The organism is Paenibacillus sp. FSL R7-277 (assembly GCF_000517965.1).
GTDB lineage: Bacteria > Bacillota > Bacilli > Paenibacillales > Paenibacillaceae > Paenibacillus_AQ > Paenibacillus_AQ silagei.
Genome location: NZ_ASPX01000006.1, coordinates 1 through 18,953 on the forward strand (window position 1 = coordinate 1; position 18,953 = coordinate 18,953).

16 protein-coding genes are annotated in these 18,953 nt (G+C 52.5%); 12 read left to right on the forward strand and 4 right to left on the reverse strand.

The window, feature by feature from the left end; genetic code table 11:
• The 11 genes from C173_RS02485 to C173_RS02535 all read left to right on the forward strand — a co-directional run.
• Positions 1–1,272, forward strand: a 1,272-nt coding sequence (locus tag C173_RS02485) for an LPXTG cell wall anchor domain-containing protein (protein WP_155991201.1), incomplete at its 5' end; no start/stop codon positions are given.
• A 484-nt stretch (positions 1,273–1,756) separates the two neighbouring features.
• Complete coding sequence (locus tag C173_RS02490; RefSeq protein WP_036722297.1) at positions 1,757–2,722, forward strand: alpha/beta hydrolase; 966 nt, start codon at positions 1,757–1,759, stop codon at positions 2,720–2,722.
• A 494-nt stretch (positions 2,723–3,216) separates the two neighbouring features.
• Positions 3,217–4,752 carry an HD-GYP domain-containing protein gene (locus C173_RS02495; RefSeq protein WP_051477768.1) on the forward strand — a complete coding sequence of 512 codons (1,536 nt, stop codon included), beginning with the start codon at positions 3,217–3,219 and terminating at the stop codon, positions 4,750–4,752.
• 204 nt (positions 4,753–4,956) lie between these two features.
• Positions 4,957–5,346: a NusG domain II-containing protein gene (locus tag C173_RS02500; protein WP_036700638.1), complete on the forward strand. Its 390-nt coding sequence runs from the start codon at positions 4,957–4,959 to the stop codon at positions 5,344–5,346.
• Complete coding sequence (locus C173_RS02505) at positions 5,330–5,893, forward strand: Gx transporter family protein (RefSeq protein WP_036700635.1); 564 nt, start codon at positions 5,330–5,332, stop codon at positions 5,891–5,893. The genes C173_RS02500 and C173_RS02505 overlap by 17 nt, the downstream gene beginning before the upstream one ends.
• 19 nt (positions 5,894–5,912) lie before the next feature.
• Positions 5,913–6,779 (forward strand): ATP-binding cassette domain-containing protein, encoded by an 867-nt coding sequence (locus C173_RS02510; protein WP_051477769.1) that lies wholly within the window; start codon positions 5,913–5,915, stop codon positions 6,777–6,779.
• Positions 6,755–7,663, forward strand: coding sequence for an energy-coupling factor transporter ATPase (locus tag C173_RS02515; protein WP_036722110.1), 909 nt, complete (start codon positions 6,755–6,757; stop codon positions 7,661–7,663). Before C173_RS02510 ends, C173_RS02515 begins: the two co-directional genes overlap by 25 nt.
• A complete protein-coding gene (locus C173_RS02520; RefSeq protein WP_327196425.1) occupies positions 7,623–8,447 on the forward strand; it encodes an energy-coupling factor transporter transmembrane component T family protein in 825 nt (274 codons plus the stop codon). Before C173_RS02515 ends, C173_RS02520 begins: the two co-directional genes overlap by 41 nt.
• Before the next feature lie 21 nt (positions 8,448–8,468).
• Positions 8,469–10,394 (forward strand): peptidase U32 family protein, encoded by a 1,926-nt coding sequence (locus C173_RS02525; RefSeq protein ID WP_036722113.1) that lies wholly within the window; start codon positions 8,469–8,471, stop codon positions 10,392–10,394.
• A 126-nt stretch (positions 10,395–10,520) separates the two neighbouring features.
• Positions 10,521–11,804, forward strand: coding sequence for an aspartate aminotransferase family protein (locus tag C173_RS02530; RefSeq protein WP_051477770.1), 1,284 nt, complete (start codon positions 10,521–10,523; stop codon positions 11,802–11,804).
• A 17-nt stretch (positions 11,805–11,821) separates the two neighbouring features.
• On the forward strand, positions 11,822–12,706 hold the full coding sequence (locus C173_RS02535) for a UbiA-like polyprenyltransferase (protein WP_051477771.1): 885 nt from the start codon (positions 11,822–11,824) through the stop codon (positions 12,704–12,706).
• Positions 12,707–13,550: 844 nt separating this feature from the next.
• Here C173_RS02535 and C173_RS02540 read toward each other — a convergent pair.
• The 4 genes from C173_RS02540 to C173_RS02555 all read right to left on the reverse strand — a co-directional run bounded on the left by C173_RS02540 (position 13,551) and on the right by C173_RS02555 (position 18,071).
• Positions 13,551–14,531, reverse strand: a complete 981-nt coding sequence (locus C173_RS02540) for a polyprenyl synthetase family protein (RefSeq protein WP_036722116.1) — start codon at positions 14,529–14,531, stop codon at positions 13,551–13,553.
• Between the two features lie 18 nt (positions 14,532–14,549).
• Positions 14,550–14,999: a hypothetical protein gene (locus tag C173_RS02545; protein WP_036722118.1), complete on the reverse strand. Its 450-nt coding sequence runs from the start codon at positions 14,997–14,999 to the stop codon at positions 14,550–14,552.
• A 239-nt stretch (positions 15,000–15,238) separates the two neighbouring features.
• Entirely contained in the window at positions 15,239–17,116 is a 1,878-nt protein-coding gene (locus C173_RS02550) for an FAD-dependent oxidoreductase (protein WP_036722120.1), read from the reverse strand.
• A 49-nt stretch (positions 17,117–17,165) separates the two neighbouring features.
• Positions 17,166–18,071: a hypothetical protein gene (locus C173_RS02555; protein ID WP_036722123.1), complete on the reverse strand. Its 906-nt coding sequence runs from the start codon at positions 18,069–18,071 to the stop codon at positions 17,166–17,168.
• Positions 18,072–18,553: 482 nt separating this feature from the next.
• Between C173_RS02555 and C173_RS02560 the strand changes: the two genes are divergently transcribed.
• A complete protein-coding gene (locus C173_RS02560; RefSeq protein WP_036695255.1) occupies positions 18,554–18,757 on the forward strand; it encodes a CsbD family protein in 204 nt (67 codons plus the stop codon).
• The last annotated feature ends 196 nt before the right edge of the window (positions 18,758–18,953 follow it).

Sequence of the window (18,953 nt, forward strand, 5' to 3'; positions counted from 1 at the left end):
CCAACGGCAGTACCGACACCAACACCAACAGCAGTACCGACACCAACGCCAACGGCAGTACCGACACCAACACCAACAGCAGTACCGACACCAACGCCAACGGCAGTACCGACACCAACGCCAACGGCAGTACCGACACCGACGCCAACAGCGGGACCGACACCAACGCCAACGGCAGAGCCGACACCAACACCAACGGCAGAGCCGACACCAACACCAACGGCAGAGCCGACACCAACGCCAACGGCGGTACCGACACCAACGCCAACGGCAGAACCGACACCAACACCAACGGCAGAGCCAACACCAACACCGACGGTAGAACCAACACCGACACCAACGCCAACGGCAGAGCCGACACCAACACCAACGGCAGAGCCAACACCAACGCCGACAGCGGAACCGACACCAACGCCAACGGCAGAACCGACACCAACACCAACGGTAGAACCAACACCAACGCCGACAGCAGAGCCGACACCAACGCCAACGGCAGAACCGACACCAACGCCAACGGCAGAGCCAACACCAACGCCAACGGCAGAGCCAACACCAACACCGACGGTAGAGCCAACACCGACACCGACGGTAGAGCCGACACCAACACCGACGGTAGAGCCAACACCGACACCGACGGTAGAACCGACACCAACGCCAACGGCAGAGCCAACACCAACACCGACGGCAGAGCCAACACCAACACCGACGGTAGAGCCAACACCGACACCGACGGTAGAACCGACACCAACGCCGACGGTAGAGCCGACACCAACACCGACGGTAGAGCCGACACCAACGCCGACACCGACACCAGAGCCGACACCAACGCCGACACCGACACCGACACCGACACCGACACCAGATCCAACACCAGTAACAACGCCAGCGCCAACATCGCCGCCGTTCAGTTTCCCTCCAGTGCCTACGCCGACTCCGATTATCGGATTTATCGTGAGCAATGATGTGGTTGTGAATGATGATCCGCTGCCGCTTGGACCTGTAGCAACTCCAATAGCTACAACAGTGCCGACGCCGACACCGGCTGTTGCGGTTGCGCCAATAGCAGCAACACCGGAGCCAACGCCTTCAGCAGAACCGGCACCCGATGTAGTCCTTATTGATGATGAGGTTCCTCTAGGCGGTGTGCCTGTGGATGGAACCTTGCCGAAGACGGGCGAATCCAGTCCTGCGCCTTATTATTTTGCCGGTTTGGCACTCGCTGGTCTGGGCTTGATTCTTAGAAGAACCACCAGAAACAGCAAACGTAAGTGAGTGACCCGAACTGAGATTTATACAAACAAACGATGATCCTGTAATTTGACAAGGGCTGCTTTCGGAGAAGATGTTCTCCTGGAAGCAGCTCTTTTTTTCGTTGGAAATAAGTGCCCGGATACAGAATGTATGCGAAAAACAACATACAATGTGCCGGTGAGAGAGTCAGCGGACCAATGTATGCGAAAAACAACATACAATGTGCCGGTGAGAGAGTCAGCGAACCAAATGTATGCGAAAAACAATATACAATGTGCCGATGAGAGAGTCAGCGGATCAAATGTATGTGGAAAACAGCATACATGCAATCTGCTGCGGGAAGGCGAGTGTGCTAAATAGAGTCCACCTGCTTCTTTCAAGAGTCTTGCAGAGTACAATGGAGTTGAAGTTTGCGCCTCAGCCGTATTTTTAGTTGGCCGTACTCCCATGCTATACTAGGCTCAAATTAATATGGTTGCTTACTGAAGGAGGAACGTTGATGTGGATGATATACCTGCTTGTGGTGCTGATCGTGGTGGCCGGAGGGGTGGGGTATGCCGGATTCTATTTTTATGGAGTAGCCATTAAACGGGCCCCTAAGGAATTCCTGGCCAAGACCCCAGACCTTAAGATCGATCCGCCGCCGGTGGCCGGAGCCTCGTGGGGAGAAGGAGCGGAGTGGGTGTCCCGGCAGACCTTCCGTGAGGTAGAACTGGTCTCTGAGGATGGGCTCAAGCTGCAAGGCTATTATCTGGCGTCGGAGCGTGCTGCCGGACGGACGGTCATTGTTGCCCACGGTTATTCCGGGAAGGCCAAGGATATGGGAGCGACCGCCAAGAACTATTATGAGAACCTGGGGTACAATGTGCTGCTGCCTGATGCCAGGGGACACGGGAAAAGTGAAGGAGATTATATCGGCTTTGGCTGGCCGGAACGACGGGATTATCTGAAATGGATCGGATTCGTCCTGCAGGAGAATGGTCCGGACGCGCAAATCGTACTGCATGGTGTATCTATGGGCGGAGCCACGGTGCTGATGACGTCCGGCGAGGAGCTTCCTCCGCAGGTCAAGGCGATTGTCGCCGATTGCGGTTATACCTCGGTCAAGGCACAGCTGTCCTATCAGCTGAAGCGGATGTACCATCTGCCGAGCTTCCCGTTTGTGCCGGTGGCCAGTCTGGTGACCCGGATGAAGGCCGGCTATTCCTTCGGGGAGGCGTCTGCGCTGAAGCAGGTACGCAAGGCCAAGGTGCCGATTCTGTTCATCCACGGAGATGCGGATAAGTTCGTGCCTTATGCGATGATGAATGAGCTGTATGAGGCCTGCCGGAGTCCGAAGGAGCAACTGGTGGTGCATGGAGCGGGGCATGGTCTGTCCTATGATACGGATAAAAGCACATATATCCGCACAGTAGGCGAATTCGTGGAACGCTATGTACACAGCCCGGCTGCCGCTGAATCTGTCAGATAAAAGTCCCTGGAACGTAGACGCGCCCGATATCCGCTGACAGCGGTTATCGGGCGCTAATTATGTTCCACACATGGAGCCTTTCCCTGAAGAACAGAGAAGCAGCTATCCATGTCTTATCGGTATATTAATCCCCCGCCGTCTGTGAGCAAGACGGGTGTCGTTATTCCTTGTTATTTCCAGCAGCCGTGTGGCGAGAATAATCCTTCCAATACGACAAAAGCCCTACCTCTCTTTTGTCCTTGCGGCTCCGTGGCCGCGCCAGTGTGAATCGGAATGCTATGTTCGAATTTAGTCTCATAAAAGGGATAAGTACTGCAAGAAAACGTAAGATATTGTGTCCAAACCGCCGATAATATAGAGAAGTGATTCATCGGCCTGACATCTTCTTGATGGGGATAAACATACTCGAAAACAAATATTATTTTATTATAGCATGGTCTTTACATAAATGCAACTGCATATTGGGCTGAGGCCGGACGGGGATGAGGGGACAGATGAGACTATACAGAAGCTTTTTGAGAAATCAGATCCGGAACTATATCTTCGGCTCAGCGGTAGCGGTACTCGCGGTCGGGAGTCTGCTTATGTTATCTTCCCTGGAGATCAGCCGGGTTGAATATTACCGCCTCTTGCTGGTGCTTGCTTGTTCTTTCTTAATAATGGCCTCTATTGAGATTACTGTCTTTCTCAGACAGATCAGGCCCGTACGGGCTGCGCTGGTTCAGGAGAATGCCGCATTGTCTATGCTGGAGGAAGCTTATCTGCACACGCACCAGCTGCCCAAACGGGCCATACAGCGGATTATGGGGCCACATCTGTTCGGATTATCGGTGCCGGCCCTGCTGTTAACGTTCTGGATGATTCATACGGGCTGGGTTACGTTCCCTTATATCTATCTGATTCTGGCGATGTGCTGCGCAGTACTTGTGGCTTGTATGCATTCCCTTATTGAATTCTTCCTGACCTGCACCTCCATTATTCCGCTGATCAAGGAATTCAGGAACCGTGCGCTGGAGCAGTATGGTGTGGATTTTTCCCTGGAGGGCCATGTGTTCGTGCCGATACGCCCCAAATTCCTGGTAAGCTGTATGCTGATCGGCACCTTCCCGCTGTTCCTGTTTATTATGGCCACGCATATCCGTATGAACGGTGAAGGGGATTCGATAGTCGTCGTCGGACTTCAGAGCTACTGGGCCTGGGCGGGGATGGTGCTGCTGATCGGCACGCTGTTCTCCTCCATTGCGGCCTGGCTACTGACGAACAGCGTACAGCATCCGATCCATGAGCTGTATCAGGCGATGAACCAGGTGAAGGACGGCAATCTGATCCAGGTGCAGGATGAGTACTCCGATGAGTTCTCGAAGCTGGTGGCAGGCTTTAACATGATGGTCCGGGGGCTGCAGGCGCGGGAGCAGCAGAGCCACCAACTGCTGGACAGCTATTTCTCCACCCTTGCCGTGGCGCTGGACGCCCGCGATTCGTATACGGCAGGACACTCGCTCCGTGTAGCGGAGTATTCGGTAATTATCGGGCAGCTGGCCGGACTGAGGGGGCAGGAGCTGGATGATCTGCGCAAGTCAGCGCTGCTGCATGATATTGGCAAGATCGGGGTCAGAGACAGCATCCTCTTCAAGGAAGGAGCCCTAACAGATGAGGAATTCCTCCAGATTCAGAGTCATACTGTGCTAGGGGAGAATATTCTGCGGCAGATTGAACCGGCGGACAAAATGGCACCCTATCTGGGCGGCGTCCGCTCGCATCATGAGCGTTATGACGGCCGGGGCTACCCGGATGGTCTTGCCGGTATGAATATTCCGTTGCACGGCCGGATTATCGCTGTGGCGGATGCTTATGATGCTATGACGTCGGACCGGCCTTACCGTAAAGGGATGGACCATGAGCGGGCGCTGAATATTCTGGAGCAGGGCAGGGGGAGTCAGTGGGACCCTGAATTCGCCGGACTGTTCCTGGGGTACTTCGGCCGGAAGCCGGATGCCTCTAAGGATGCTCAGCCCGTCCAAGCCGGGTAATTCTATAAATGATTGCATTATCCTTATATTCCTTGCCGAAGCGGATACTATCCAGTTTATGGAGGTTCCGCTTCGGCTTTGCGTGCCTATTTTGTGAACTGCCATGGAAATGCGACAATTAACGACTACATTCATTGAAGGATTGAGGGCAGACCGTTATAATTATTAAGTCTGGATTTTAATTAAAATATAAGGGAGATTTCTATGAAACGCGCAGATGTGCTGCTGATTTCTATCGTTCTGATTGCTGCGCTCGCTTTTCTCGTGCCAAGATGGCTGTCAAACGATGCTGATAAAGGTGGGCCAGGCAAAGAACTCAAGGCCAATATAACGGTAGATGGTAAGTTATTCAAAACGATAACCCTGACCAAAGAAGAGCAGACTATTGAGGTCCGCACTGAACGGGGCTATAACATTCTGAAGGTGCATGATTATGGGGTTGAGATGTTCGATGCGGATTGTCCGGATAAGGTCTGCCTCGGCTTCGGATTCATCACGCTGCCCAAGCAGACCATCGTATGCCTTCCACACCGGGTATTGGTTGAGATTGCAAGTGCGGCCGGGGAGGATGAAGTAGATGGCTATGTCCAGTAGTGAATCGGCTACAGCGCTGAAGCGGACCGTAATTATTGCTATATTCGCTGCCGTTGCTGTCGTGTTGAGTATTGTGGAGGCACAGATCCCGCTGGCTGGAGTGGGGCTGATGCCCGGAGCGAAGCTGGGCTTCGCCAATATTATGATTTTGACCTGTATTTACTTTTTGCGCGGACGTGATGTCCTGGTTCTGGTGATCCTGAAGACACTGCTGACCGCCTTCCTGCTCGGCACGCTGTCCAGCCTGCTGTTCAGCCTGTTCGGTTCCCTGTTCAGCTTCATCGTGATGTTCGCGCTGGTGAAGCTTGGCCGCAGAAAGTTCAGTGTCATCGGCATCAGCATTGCAGGCGGATTGGCTCACAATACGGGGCAGCTGCTGGCAGCCTCGTTCGTGTTCAATTCAACGAGTATTTTCTATTACCTGCCGGTGCTGCTGATTACCGGTATTATTACGGGTATTGCTGTCGGCTTTGCCGTCCGGTATGTGGTTGACTCGCTATCCAAAATATCCTTGTTTGAAGAGTTCCTGAACGGACCGGGTCACTAGCTGCGGAAGGATGAGTAACATGAACCAAGCGTACAACGATACAAAAGCCGGTGAGAAGCCGGCAGTGATTGCCCTTGAGGGAGTATCCTTCGGCTATGACCCGGAACATCCGATTCTCCATGATATCAATGTGTCGATCCCGCAGGGCCAATGGGTGAGTATTGTGGGGCCTAACGGCTGCGGCAAATCGACCCTGGTCAAGCTGTTGAATGCGCTGCTCCCGAAGAGCGCCGGCCAGATCTCTGTCTGCGGACATACGCTGCAGGAAGAGACGGTTCAGTCCATCCGGCAATGCATCGGAATGGTCTTCCAGAACCCCGATAACCAGTTCATCGGTCAGACGGTGGAAGAAGATATTCTCTTCGGCCTGGAGGGCCAGTGCCTATCCTACGAAGAGATGAAGGAGCGGCTTGAATTCTATACTGGTAAGCTCGGGATTGGCCATCTGCTGTCGAAGCATCCCGGAGAGCTGTCGGGCGGGCAGAAGCAGCGAGTGGCCATCGCCTCGATTCTCGCCATGAAGCCAGGCATCGTCATCTTCGACGAGGCCTCTTCTATGTTGGACGAAGGCAGCCGCGATGAGCTGATGGGGATTCTGCGGGACATGCAGGCCGCGGGCAGCTACACGATTCTGCTGATTACCCATGATGCCGATGAGATTCTGGCTTCGGACCGGGTGCTTGCGCTGCACGGGGGAAGCATTGCGGCAGATGTATCACCTGCGGAGCTGTTCCGTGATGCGGAGCTGCTGGAGAAGTGTCATTTGCGGGAGCCTTATACTTGGCAGCTAGCCCGTGAACTGGAGAGCCGGGGAATTACGGTGGATGTACCCGCCAGCGAAAAGGAGCTTATAGACACACTATGGCAATACAACTACAGCAAGTAAGCTACACGTATGCCGACCGCAGTATGTGGAAGCAGACGGCGCTGCACGGGATTAATCTGGAGATTGCCGAGGGTTCGCTGACCGGCATTGCCGGAGCTACCGGCTCCGGCAAATCTACACTGCTCCAGCTGTTCAATGGCATTCTTAAGCCGACGGAAGGCACGGTGCAGGTGCTGGATGTAACGATAACTGCTGGGGAGAAATCACCGAGGCTGCTTCCGCTGCGGCGGAGGGTAGGCCTCGTCTTTCAATTCCCGGAGCAGCAGATGTTCGAAGATACGGTGGAGAAGGATCTCTGCTTCGGGCCGCTGAACTTCGGAGTCAGTCTGGAGGAGGCCAAGGCACGGGCCCGCAAGTCGATGACGGACATGGGGCTGGATCTGGCGCTGCTGGAGCGCAATCCCTTCCGGCTCAGCGGAGGACAGATGCGCAAGGCGGCTATCGCCTCCGTGCTGGCGATGGACCCGGACATTGTGGTGCTGGATGAGCCGACAGCCACCCTGGACCCGGTAAGCCGCGCGGAGCTGATCGCGCTCTTGGAGCGGCTGTGCCGCGAGCAGGGCCGGACGATCATCATCGTGACGCACCGGATGGATGAACTGTTGCCGTATGCCGACAACTGGGTGCTACTTAAGGATGGGGAGCTCGCCTTCCAGGGCAGTGGCGGCGAACTGGCCGCTGATCCGGCGATTCTTACGCGCTGCGGACTGCGGGTTCCGCAGTCTCTGCGTTACTGGCAAGCTGCCGCCGAGCGCTTCGGCCTTAGCGGCGAGAAGCCGCTCCTTACAGCGGAGGGCCTCGCGGGGCGGCTTGCGGCCTTGCTGGAAGAGCGCCGCACGCTGAATGCCTCCGGCACGGAAGAAATGGGGAATGGCCATGAATGAGCGTCTGCTGCTGGGACGCAGCATTGATACGGGCTCCTGGGTCCATAAGCTGGATGCCCGGTCCAAAATCACCGGGATGCTGCTCTATGTAGCCATCATCCTGCTGTCTACTTCGTGGAGATCGATCGGTCTGGTCGCGGTCTTCTCCATCGTGGTGATGGCGACGACCCGCATTCCACTGAAATATTTCATCAAGGCTGCGAAGCCTCTGCGTTATCTGATGTTGTTCATCTTCATCGTACAGGCGCTGTCCGTGAAGGAAGGGGAGGTGCTGTGGTCGCTTGGCTCGTTCTCGCTGCATGCGGGCGGCCTGCGGATGGGAGCATTTTCTGTCATCCGCATGTTATTCCTGCTGACCTTCACAGCCCTACTGACCTTCACGACGACACCCGCCAAGCTGAATCAGGGACTTGAGGGAGTACTGGCCCCGCTTAAGAAGCTCCGGCTGTCACCCGACCGGATTACGCTGATGATCAGCATCGCGCTCCGCTTCATCCCGACGATTCTGGATGAGGCGCAGATTATCCTGAAGGCGCAGGCCTCGCGCGGAGCGGATCTGAAGGAGCTGCCGCTGAAGGAGAAGGCGCGGATGCTTGTCTCGCTGCTGGTCCCGGTTATCGCCAGTGCGTTCCGGCGCGCCCAGGATCTGATCTATTCCATGGAAGCCCGGGGCTTCCGCATGGATGCGCCGCGCAGCCGGTATCACCGGCTCAGGTGGGGCGCGGCAGATACGCTTTTTGTTGCTATGTTCGTTGTACTGGGAGTTGCAGTTGCATTATTGTAAGACATTTAGGGGGATACGGGAATGGCACGTTATTTTAATGGTAAAGAAGTAGAGTTACTGGCACCTGCGGGAACCTTCGAGATCTTCAAGGCTGTTATTGAATCGAAGTGTGACGCGGTGTATTTCGGCGGTCCGGTGCTGAACATGAGAATGATGCGCAAGGGCTACAACTTGAGTCATGAAGAGATTATCGAAGCCCTGAATATCGCTCATAGTATGGACAAAAAAGTATATATCACGGTCAATAATTTGTTCAGCGAAGAGGATGTGGAAGAGGCCAGAGCGTACCTGAGCATCCTGGACACGGTCCGCCCGGACGCGCTGATCGTGCAGGATATGGCGGTGCTGGAATTGATCCGCGAGATGGGGCTGAATCTGCCGGTTCACGCATCCGTCATGATGAATGTGCATAATCTGGAGATGATCCACGCGCTGAAGGAGCTGGGCGTCAGTCGGGTGGTTACCTCGCGGGAGATGGATCTGCAGACTGCGAAGCTGCTGGGACGCCAGAGCGGTATGGAGCTGGAGTATTTCATCCATGGCGATATGTGCTCTGTCCACGGGGCGAACTGTTATTTCAGCTCTCAGGTGTTCGGGATGAGCAGCAACCGGGGCAAATGCATGAAGCCTTGCCGCTGGGATTACCGGATCAAGCGTGACGGCTATGTCTTCCCTGCGGAATATCCGCTGGCGGTGAAGGATATGTTCATGTATGAGCATCTTCCGGAGCTGATTGAATCGGGCATTACTTCCTTCAAAATCGAAGGCCGTATGCGCGATAAAGACTTCATGGTCATGCTGTCCAACAGCTACGGCGATGCGATTGACCGTTATATCGATGATCCGCTGGGCTTCGACCGGACCCAGGATTCCAAAGAGCTGTATAACAACCGTAAGCGTGATTTCTCCACGGCGTATGCTTTTGGCAGACCGGGACTGTCGAATATCAACCGCCGTTATGAGGGAACAGGCAAGTTCTACAGTACCGGCAAAGTGTTCAGTACGCCGACTGCCGAGCGTGAGCTATCTGTGGAGCGGGTGACGGAACTGCGGGCACGAATGGCTGAAGACAGACGCAGTACCCTTATCAAGCCTGAGCTGGCAGTGCGTGTGAATAATATGGAGCAGGCTCGTCTCGTACTGGAGATGGGAGTAGACAGCTTGTATCTGCCGGGCGATGTGTTTGAGCCGGACCGTCCTTTTACGAAGCAGGATATTAAGGATCTTGGAGCGGTAAAAGGCCATACCAAGCTATATCTAGGTCTGCCGCGGATGATGAACGAACTGCATTTCGACCAATATGATCATCTGCTGAACGGGGAACGGCTGCCGATTGACGGCCTGATCATTACGAACCTGGGGGCGATCCGCCGTTACCGTGGCACCGGTTACCCGATGATGGGCGATGCCAATCTGAATGTATACAACCATCTGTCAGCCGGACTGTATGCCGGACTGGGCCTGACGAAGCTGACCGTTTCGCCGGAGATGACGCTGGAGCATTTCGCCTCCTTCACCTCGCACAGTGACTTGCCGCTGGAGGTTGTGGTTCACGGAACGCCTGCATTGATGTATATGGAGCATGATCTGTTCGAGAATACAGAGGTGATGGAGCCGATTGGGGAGGAAGACAACCAGTATGTCCGTAATGAAGTGCTGGTGCTCAAGACCGACAAGGGCGAGAACCCGGTCTACCGTGACCAATATGGCCGCTGCCATCTGCTGTTCGCCAAGGAGCTATGTTATCTCCCGATGCTGGGTGAAATGAACGGCCTGGGAATTACAAGCTTCCGGATTGAAGGTGCGACATACAGCATAGAGGAGCTGCGCGCCATTATTGCTGCTTATCAGGCTGCGATGGATGGGGCGAAGCCGGAGGAGGAACTGCTGGGCGGGCTGAAGCCGGTCTATGCGGGATACACCCTCGGTTCACTGCAATTCAACTAATGCTAATAATTCAATTTTAAAATAAAGCTACTGCGAGTATAATAAGGGCATATGGCGCAATTATAAGTACCTTTTTTCACAAACTAATCATCTTGAATTATCAGCAGTTGAAAGTGAGGGATTTACATGGAACAGAGCGTCATCATTGGAAGAGAAGCGGTAGCTGCCAAAAGAAAGCAGTATTTCTACCCGTGCACCGCACATTTTTACCGGGATGCCCCGCAATTGGTACGCGGAAGCATGCAGTACGTCTACGATGAGAACGGCAAGGAATACACCGACTTCTTCGCAGGAGTCTCAGTGGTTGCCTGCGGCCACTGTAATCCAGCTATTACTTCCCGTACGATAGCACAGCTTCAGCAATTGCAGCACACTTCGCCGATCTACCTGACCCAGCCGAATGTAGATTTGGCGGAACGCCTGGAAGAAGTGCTGCCGGGCGCGCTGCGCCGGACATTCTTCGTCAACAGCGGCTCGGAGGCGAATGAAGGGGCGCTGCTGCTGGCGCGGATGCATACCGGCCGCAAAGGCTTCATCGCCCTGGAAGCTGGCCTGCATGGCCGGACCAATCTCACTATGAGTGTGACCGGGCTGCAAATGTGGAGGACCGATGCCTACCTCGATGAGGATGTAACGTTCATTAAACGCCCGTATCATCCGGAATTGACGCTGGAGGAAGCGGCGGCGCAGTCGATCCAGAATCTGAAGGAGGTACTCGCTGCCCAAGGAGACACCATTGCCGCCATGATCGTGGAGCCGATTCAAGGGAACGGCGGGATCGTCATGCCTGCGCTGTCCTATTTCCGTGAGGTGAAGGCGCTGCTTGAGCAGTACGGTGTACTGCTGATTGACGACGAAATCCAGACCGGCTACGGCCGGAGCGGAGCTATGTTTGCGATGGAGCATTTCGGCGTCGTGCCGGACATTATCAGCATGGCTAAGGCGCTGGGGAACGGAGTGCCTATCGCTGCCTTTTCCACAACGGATGAGATTGCGGCATCGCTGAACAAGCCTTCCGCCTCGACGTTCGGAGGGAATCCGGTCTCAGCGGCTACGGCGCTGGCGGTGCTGGACTACATCCGTGATGAGCGGCTGGCAGAACGTGCGGCTGAGCTGGGCGGGCAGCTGAAGCAAGGCTTGCTTGCTCTCCAGGAGCGTTACCCTGCGTTGATTACCGACGTACGGGGCAGCGGACTTATGCTGGGGGCCGAGCTAGCCGGTTCAGAGACTGAGGATGCCGCTGCGGTGACAGACTATGTGCTGGAGGAGCTGAAGGACCGCGGATACCTGATCGGCAAAAACGGTATAGGCCGCAACGTCCTCGCCTTCCAGCCGCCGCTTGTGGTCACTTCCGGTAATATCGATGCCCTGCTGGATGCACTCCATGAAGTGCTGCAAGCGATCCACTGAGAAAGAGGCCTAACAATATGGTTATCATTAATGCTTTTAAACATACGGCGCTTAAAATGAAAATGTTCAGCGAGCTGGTGATGTTCTCGCATACGCTGTTCTCACTGCCTTTTGCCATCATCTCGATGGTCTGGGCGGCGGGAGGCTGGCCTTCCGGCCATATGATGTTATGGGGACTAATCGCGCTGATTGGGGCACGCAACGGGGCGAATGCGTTCAATCGTCTGGTAGACCGCACCTTCGACGGCAATAATCCGCGAACCGCCCACCGGCATCTGCCGCAGCGTCTGCTCGCAGAGAAGGAAGTCATTCTGTTCATTATCATCAATTATGCCCTGTTCATTGTGGCCTCCGGGATGCTGAACCTGCTCTGCCTGGTGCTGTCCCCGGTAGCTATTGTACTGATCTCATCCTACTCTTATACGAAGCGGTTCACCTTCCTGAGCCATCTGTATCTGGGCTTCGTGATTGCTTCGGCCCCGATTGGCGCCTGGTTTGCGGTTACCGGGAATATCGCGTTCACGCCATTCGTGATCGGAACCGTGGTGATGCTCTGGATTGCCGGGTTTGATATCATCTACGGGACTCAGGACATTGAGTTCGACCGGAAGAACGGCTTATGGTCCATACCGAGCTTCTTCGGCCTGGAGAACGCGCTGCGGATCTCCAAAGGGCTGCATTTCATTATGGTTATGCTGCTGCTGTTCCTGTACGTCTGGCGTGATCTCGGCTGGATGTATCTGGTGGGCATCGGCATCGCTACGGTGCTGCTCATGACGGAGCACAAGATCATCAAGCCTGCTAACCGCAAGCTGATGAAGGTGGCTTCTTATAATTTGAATCAGGTGATCAGTATGGTGATCTTGCTGTGTACGCTGATTGATTATTTTTACGTTAATTAGGTGGGGGGGAAGGAGGTTGGGGAGCTGCACTGCGCGGAATGTTTGGACTTCCGGTCGCTGTTAACTTCGGATTCCCTGATTCGAGCCGCTGAACGCGGTAGGAATCCGAAGTTAAAGGCGAACGCTGCCGCTCCTACAGTTCCAAAATTCCTCTCCGTTCCGTCCTAACCTCTCCCTGAGCAACACTAACTTCAAAAAGACAACAGGCCTACCCAGCGGGGCGGGCGGCAAAAAAGCGCGAATAAGCTTAGAGCTTCGCGCTTTTCTTCTTTTTGGGCGGCAAACAACCCCGAACCCCAACCCCCAATGGCCAAAGCTCCCTGCTAAACTCACTCACGTACGCTCCGCTGCGTTCGCTATTTAGCGGATAGGTGAGATGTGGGCGGTTAAGTGTATTTCGTACAACTAAAAGACATCCAAAAAGCTAATTTCGTATGATACATGTATTCTGTACAACTAAAATAATGAAAAGTAGCTTTTGAGGGCATTCCAGCCTAAATAGGTGTACAGAGTGCAATTAAAGCACCTGCCAGCTCATTAGAGGGGACTTTAGTTGTACAAAATACAATTAGCGCGGCGAAATGTGATAAAAAACAAAAAAACGAGCCTTACTCAGGCTCGTTTACTTAATATGTGTTAATACATATAGTGTGAAGGGTGGAGCGTACAGTATGAACTAATAAAGCAGCGTGGAGCTTGCAGCATCATAATACAGCTGAGCTACGTAAGCATTGTACGAAAGCTTACAGATGCTAACCGATTGCAACAGCCTTGGCCAGGTATTCTCTGCTGACGGCCACAATGCGTTAGAGCATCGCTGGCTATAACCCATTCAGTCCGGAGCTCAGCGGTCACGCCCAGCGAAGTACTGCAGCAGGGTTTCCAGATCGGCATGCGCCGGGAAGCTGGAGAGCTGCTCCACAATCGCAGCAGCCCGGGCCAGATAGTCCTGGCTGACGGCCTCTGAGCGGGTTAGGGCATCACTGCCCCTTACCAGCTTCAGGACTTGTTCGATGTCGGCGGGAGATGAGCCAGGGCCTATTCTGCGGATGACAGGGGCAAGCTCGGCATCCTCTAAGGCAAAGAGCACCGGAAGGGTAACCTGGCCGTGGCGGAGATCGCTGCCGGCCGGCTTGCCTAGTATATCCGCCGATTGCGTGAAGTCCAGGATATCATCCTGGATCTGGAACGACATCCCCAGCGCTTCGCCGAAATCATAGAGGAGCTGGGCTGTCTCTGTGCTGCTCTCCGCCGACAGTGCGCCTACCCGCAGGCAGGTGGCCATTAGCAGCGCGGTTTTGTTACGGGATTTCTCCAGATATTGCTCCAGCGTAAGATCATAATCGAAGGCATGCTCTAATTGCTGATATTCACCCAGACATAACTGGGCCGTGGCAACAGAGGACAGATCGTGAACATAACGGTCCTTATCCCCGGTGTACTTGCTGAGCAGTTCAATGATGCGGGCAGACATATAATTACCGATATGAACAGCGGATAGAATGCCTGTCTTGATATGAAGCGCAGGCTCGCCCCGCCGCAGCTCGGCGTTATCAATAATATCGTCATGAATCAGTGAGGCCACATGGATAAATTCAGCCGCAGCGGATAATTGCAGAGTTCGGCGTCCGGCAGGTCTCAGGCCAAACCGGCTGCCGACAATAACCATCAGCGGGCGGAGGCGTTTACCGCCGGAGCCTGTTAATTCGAGAATGCTCTGCGCCAGCTGCGACTTTTTGGGAACATCCTTATCATGGGTGACCAGATTCTTAATTTCACGGTTAATTTCATTCAGATCAATATTCAAGGCTTCATGCAGCTTCATCGTTCATGTTCCCACCTGTCAAATGGCTTTACTGGTACGGCTTCGTTGTCTGCGCTCCTGAATGAGGAATTCATCCAACTCCCGGGCCGGATTGTGTTCGGTGAACTCTCCATTTGAACGTGCGATCTGCATTTTTTTGATGGAAGGGGCCATGTAGGCAACCAGATCCAGCTCCCGGCATTTCACTGCAAACTGCAGATAGAAGCTGTACAGATAATCTCCATCCAAAATGTTACGGGTCAGGTCAGGATGATGTGGGACACATTCCATATGGCGCTGTGCTGCCACGGTAAGAATGGTATAAATGCCTAGCAAATGGGTTTTGCGGTCATATTCCAGATCATGGCGTTCCAGTACCGAGAGCATTTGCTCACATTCTGCCGGAGAGAGAGACAACTGAATTCCGGCGATCTTAGACATCTCAGCCTGAAGCAACCGGAATGTATCTTGGGCGATTTTTTGGTTCACAAGCTTCTCTCCTTCATGTCGGTTTTGCTGGATGGAACCGAATCCCTGATTATCCCTACAAAACCATTTTGTTGAAAACAAACATATAAATGTACTTTCACCTCGTTAAACAAGGAGAGTAATGTGTCCTAGGGACACATTACTCTTAAGAATATCCTATTCAGCTTGCAGCAGCGCAGCTTGTGCATACGCCGCTGTTATAAATGAATGTAGTTCTTAACCACCGGTTACCCGGTTCATCAGTCGGTATACAGATACCAGCGCCGGACGAGAGGTATTCTCTTCCACTGCTTTTTGAGCCAAGGAAGAACATAGTAATCCAAGCTGAACACGGTGCCGGAACCGCCGATGCAGGCAATCGCTGCCCCAACATACCAGAGCATTTCTGTTGCTGCCATCTTGGTGGTCCAGATCATAACCGCCATACCTATCGTGGCTATAGCAGAGATAGCTGTGAACAGACCGACGATCAGCATTACACCGAAGACGATCTCGGCACAGACCATACCGATTTGGAACCATTTGGCGAGGAAGGTGTAAGAACCATCCGGGTTATAGAACATGAGATCCATGAACCAGTTAGAGATATCATAAATGAAGCCTGGAACCGGAAGAGCCGATACAGCTTCTTTGGCAGTGGATACTGCGGAAGCGGCAGATTGGGCATCTACGGTAGTTTTGACTGCATCCACAGCCTGACTTGCTGCCGATGTGGCGTCTGCATAAGGAGCCGCAGGAATCAGGAAAATCTTATTCGGATCAACCCAGATTTTGCGGATCTTCTCTATACCTTCATATAACCACATTCCCCCAAGGAGCATACGGAGTGGAACGAGCCAGAAGTTCGGCGAGCGCTTGGAGAAGTAACCGCCGACGAAGCTCTTGCGGTTCTCAACATGGAAGAACTCGTGCATCATGTAGGTCCAGACCTTATTGAAGCCTACAACCTGTGACAGATAGAACATATTGATGAAATGTTTGGACAACATAGCCATGAAGCCGGTCAGCATGAAGAACTTGCCCGGAAGACCAACGTTCGCTACACCGTAGCGGCTGCCAATCGAAACCATGGTGCCGTGGAAGCCTGGTTTGTATGCTTTTTTAGGCGTACCCTTGATATCGGCAGTGATATTGCCTGCGATAACCGGAGCCGCTTGTTCAGCATTCTCAACCATTTGCGGAACTGGACGTTCTTCGCCTTCAGGGATGAAGAAGATGTTATCCCCTACAACGTATACGTTCTTATGGTCAACACTTTCAAGGTGTTCATTGGTAACAATACGTTTGCGGCCTTGCTGCTGAACATCAAGGTTGCCGACAATTTCGGAGCCTTCAACACCGGCTGTCCAGACAATTGTCTGTGCATCCACGATGTTCTTCTCGCCGAGGGCAACAGAGCCTGCGCCTACTTCGGTGATTTTGGCGCCTGTAACAATTTCTACCTTCAGCTTACGCAGACGGGCTTCGGCTTTCTGGATCAGCTTATCCGGCAGGATAGGCAGGATCTTCGGAGCCATATCAGCCACGATTAATCTCACTTCGGAAGGATCGATGAAGAATTCTCTGCAGAGCTCATCGCGCTGCTCGGCCATTTCACCTACAAGCTCAACGCCGGTAAAGCCGGCACCGATAATTACGAAGGTCAGCATAGCACGGCGTGTAGCCGGGTTCTTTTCCTTCGCAGCTTTGGTGTACATGTCGCGGATTTGACGCTTCAAGGCAACTGCATCATCGTAGGACCAGAAGGAGAAGGTGTTCTCTTCTGCTCCGGGGATTCCGAAGAAGGTTGGCTTGCTTCCTGTGCCGATGACCAGATAATCATAAGCATAAGTGGCTTTGTCGGACTTCAGCTTCTTGTTCTTGAAATCAATGTTGCTGATTTCGTCCAGAACAACATCTACCTTCAGGCCGGCAAAGATTTTCTTCAAGTCAATTTTGATCGAATCCTCAGGTGCGCGATTCGCAGAAACCTCATGCAGCTCAGTCAAAAGAGTGTGGTATGGATTTCGGTCGATCAGTTTGATTTCTACATCTTTGTCGTTCTTAAATTTCTTTGCCAGTTTCTTAGCCGTGAGTACGCCGCCGTAGCCGCCGCCCAAAATGACTATTTTCTTCAAGAGAAACTCACCTCATTCATCTGATTAGCTGCAAAAGGGTAGCGAATAATTATTTCGCGCCTTCGAGTGCTTTTTGTGCAAGTGTGAAATATTCACCAACGTGGATGGATACGCCGGAGATTGCATCTGTTTTACCTTCAGCATCCAGGGTAGGAGCTACGCCTTTGTTCTCAAGGAAGTATTTCTCGGCAAGGGCGATTTCTTCATGCCATTCAGCAGCAGCGCCGCCGGCTTTCATGCCGTATTTGCCATCTACAGAATATTGTTTCTTATCGTCGCCTGCAGCATTCACACCGCTGAAATTAACAGCTACAACGTTGCCGTTAGCAACAGAGAGAGCTACTGTGGACTTCCAGCCGGATTTAGCATCCATTTCACCTTCAGCAGTATATCCGCCATCTTTGTATGGGCCTGCTTGTGCAGGGCCGGCAGCAAGTGCAGCCTGAGCCGCGCCAACGAAATCACTAACGTGTACGGATACACCGGAGATTGCATCTGTTTTGCCTTCAGCATTTACAGTGAGAGCAGCAGGATCTTGTTTTTCAATCAGGTAGGCTTCAGCAAGAGCAGCCTGTTCATGCCATTCGGACTTCGCTCCGCCGATTTTTACCAGGCCGTAGTTGCCGTCTTCAGATACTTTTTTCTTCAAATCGCCCGCTTTTTTAACATTGAAAGCATTCCAGTCAGCTTTGGTGATTTTGCCGCCTTCTACAGTCAGTTGTGTAAAGGTCTGCCAGCCAGTCTCTGGATCGGCATCCACTGTACCGTAGTAGGTTCCGTCCTGGTACTTGCCTGTTTCGGCTGCAGGTGCAGTAGTTGCTTCAGTTGCAGCTGTAGCAGTTGCCACAGGTGCTGTTGTTGCAGCAGCGTTCTCTGCTTTGTTGCTGTTGCCACAACCTGCGAGTAAAGTACCCAATACCAGAGCGCTCGACAAGATTACAGAAGCTTTTTTCATTTTGATATGACCTCCAAGAAAATAGTTTAAAATATATATATTAAAATGTAAAACATTTTAATAGCGGTGGAAGTGATAAAAATCACTTTCTAAATGATAAATGTCACTTTCATCTCGGTCTTAAGTCCCTTTTTGTAGCAGGCATACGACATATATCGGCAGACAATAAGAAAAAATTGAATCATATCGTTTCTTGTTCGATGGCATTTTAGCACAAGCTATGGAACTATCATGTGAAAATAATCACTTAAATCATAAATAAATTTACTTCTGAAGTATATCAAATTTTAAGATAGTTGAATAGCTTTTTAAAAAGACTTTTATGTGACAAAAGTTGAGTTATTCTGCATGGTTTCAAGCAATTGCAGGTGCAGCCCCTGCACAGCCTGGAGATTCAGCCAAAAGTCATGGGGGTAATAGATCACAAGCAATTATAAGCTTTCGCCAGACATTAAATAGACAACTAAGGAGATGAGCTTGTAGTGGATAACAATGTGATCAAAGGTAAATGGCTGCAGATTAAAGGTGAAGCCAAGAAACAATGGGGCAAGCTGACAGATGACGATCTGGATATCATCGATGGTGAAAAAGACAAGCTGGTAGGCAAGCTGCAGGAGCGTTACGGCCATTCCAAGGATGAAGCCGAAGCGGAGTACCATAAATGGGAGTCCTCCCACCGCAGCTAATCAGAAGGATAATTTATAGCATAAAACATATAAATAAATTCTTATATTTCAAGGAAAGAGCGCAAATCGTATCTGATTTGCGCTCTTTTGCTGTCCCCCCGGACATTCCGCAGCCATCACTCTCATACATATACATATGCAATAGCCCTCACGCTTCATGTTTTTCATTCCTCCAGTATGATACTATAAATATTAT

Coding starts and splice junctions, on each gene's coding strand:
- C173_RS02490 (WP_036722297.1), top strand. CDS start 1,757: ATGATATACCTGCTTGTGGTGCTGATCGTGGTGGCCGGAGGGGTGGGG.
- C173_RS02495 (WP_051477768.1), top strand. CDS start 3,217: ATGAGACTATACAGAAGCTTTTTGAGAAATCAGATCCGGAACTATATC.
- C173_RS02500 (WP_036700638.1), top strand. CDS start 4,957: ATGAAACGCGCAGATGTGCTGCTGATTTCTATCGTTCTGATTGCTGCG.
- C173_RS02505 (WP_036700635.1), top strand. CDS start 5,330: ATGGCTATGTCCAGTAGTGAATCGGCTACAGCGCTGAAGCGGACCGTA.
- C173_RS02510 (WP_051477769.1), top strand. CDS start 5,913: ATGAACCAAGCGTACAACGATACAAAAGCCGGTGAGAAGCCGGCAGTG.
- C173_RS02515 (WP_036722110.1), top strand. CDS start 6,755: ATGGCAATACAACTACAGCAAGTAAGCTACACGTATGCCGACCGCAGT.
- C173_RS02520 (WP_327196425.1), top strand. CDS start 7,623: ATGCCTCCGGCACGGAAGAAATGGGGAATGGCCATGAATGAGCGTCTG.
- C173_RS02525 (WP_036722113.1), top strand. CDS start 8,469: ATGGCACGTTATTTTAATGGTAAAGAAGTAGAGTTACTGGCACCTGCG.
- C173_RS02530 (WP_051477770.1), top strand. CDS start 10,521: ATGGAACAGAGCGTCATCATTGGAAGAGAAGCGGTAGCTGCCAAAAGA.
- C173_RS02535 (WP_051477771.1), top strand. CDS start 11,822: ATGGTTATCATTAATGCTTTTAAACATACGGCGCTTAAAATGAAAATG.
- C173_RS02540 (WP_036722116.1), bottom strand. CDS start 14,531: ATGAAGCTGCATGAAGCCTTGAATATTGATCTGAATGAAATTAACCGT.
- C173_RS02555 (WP_036722123.1), bottom strand. CDS start 18,071: ATGAAAAAAGCTTCTGTAATCTTGTCGAGCGCTCTGGTATTGGGTACT.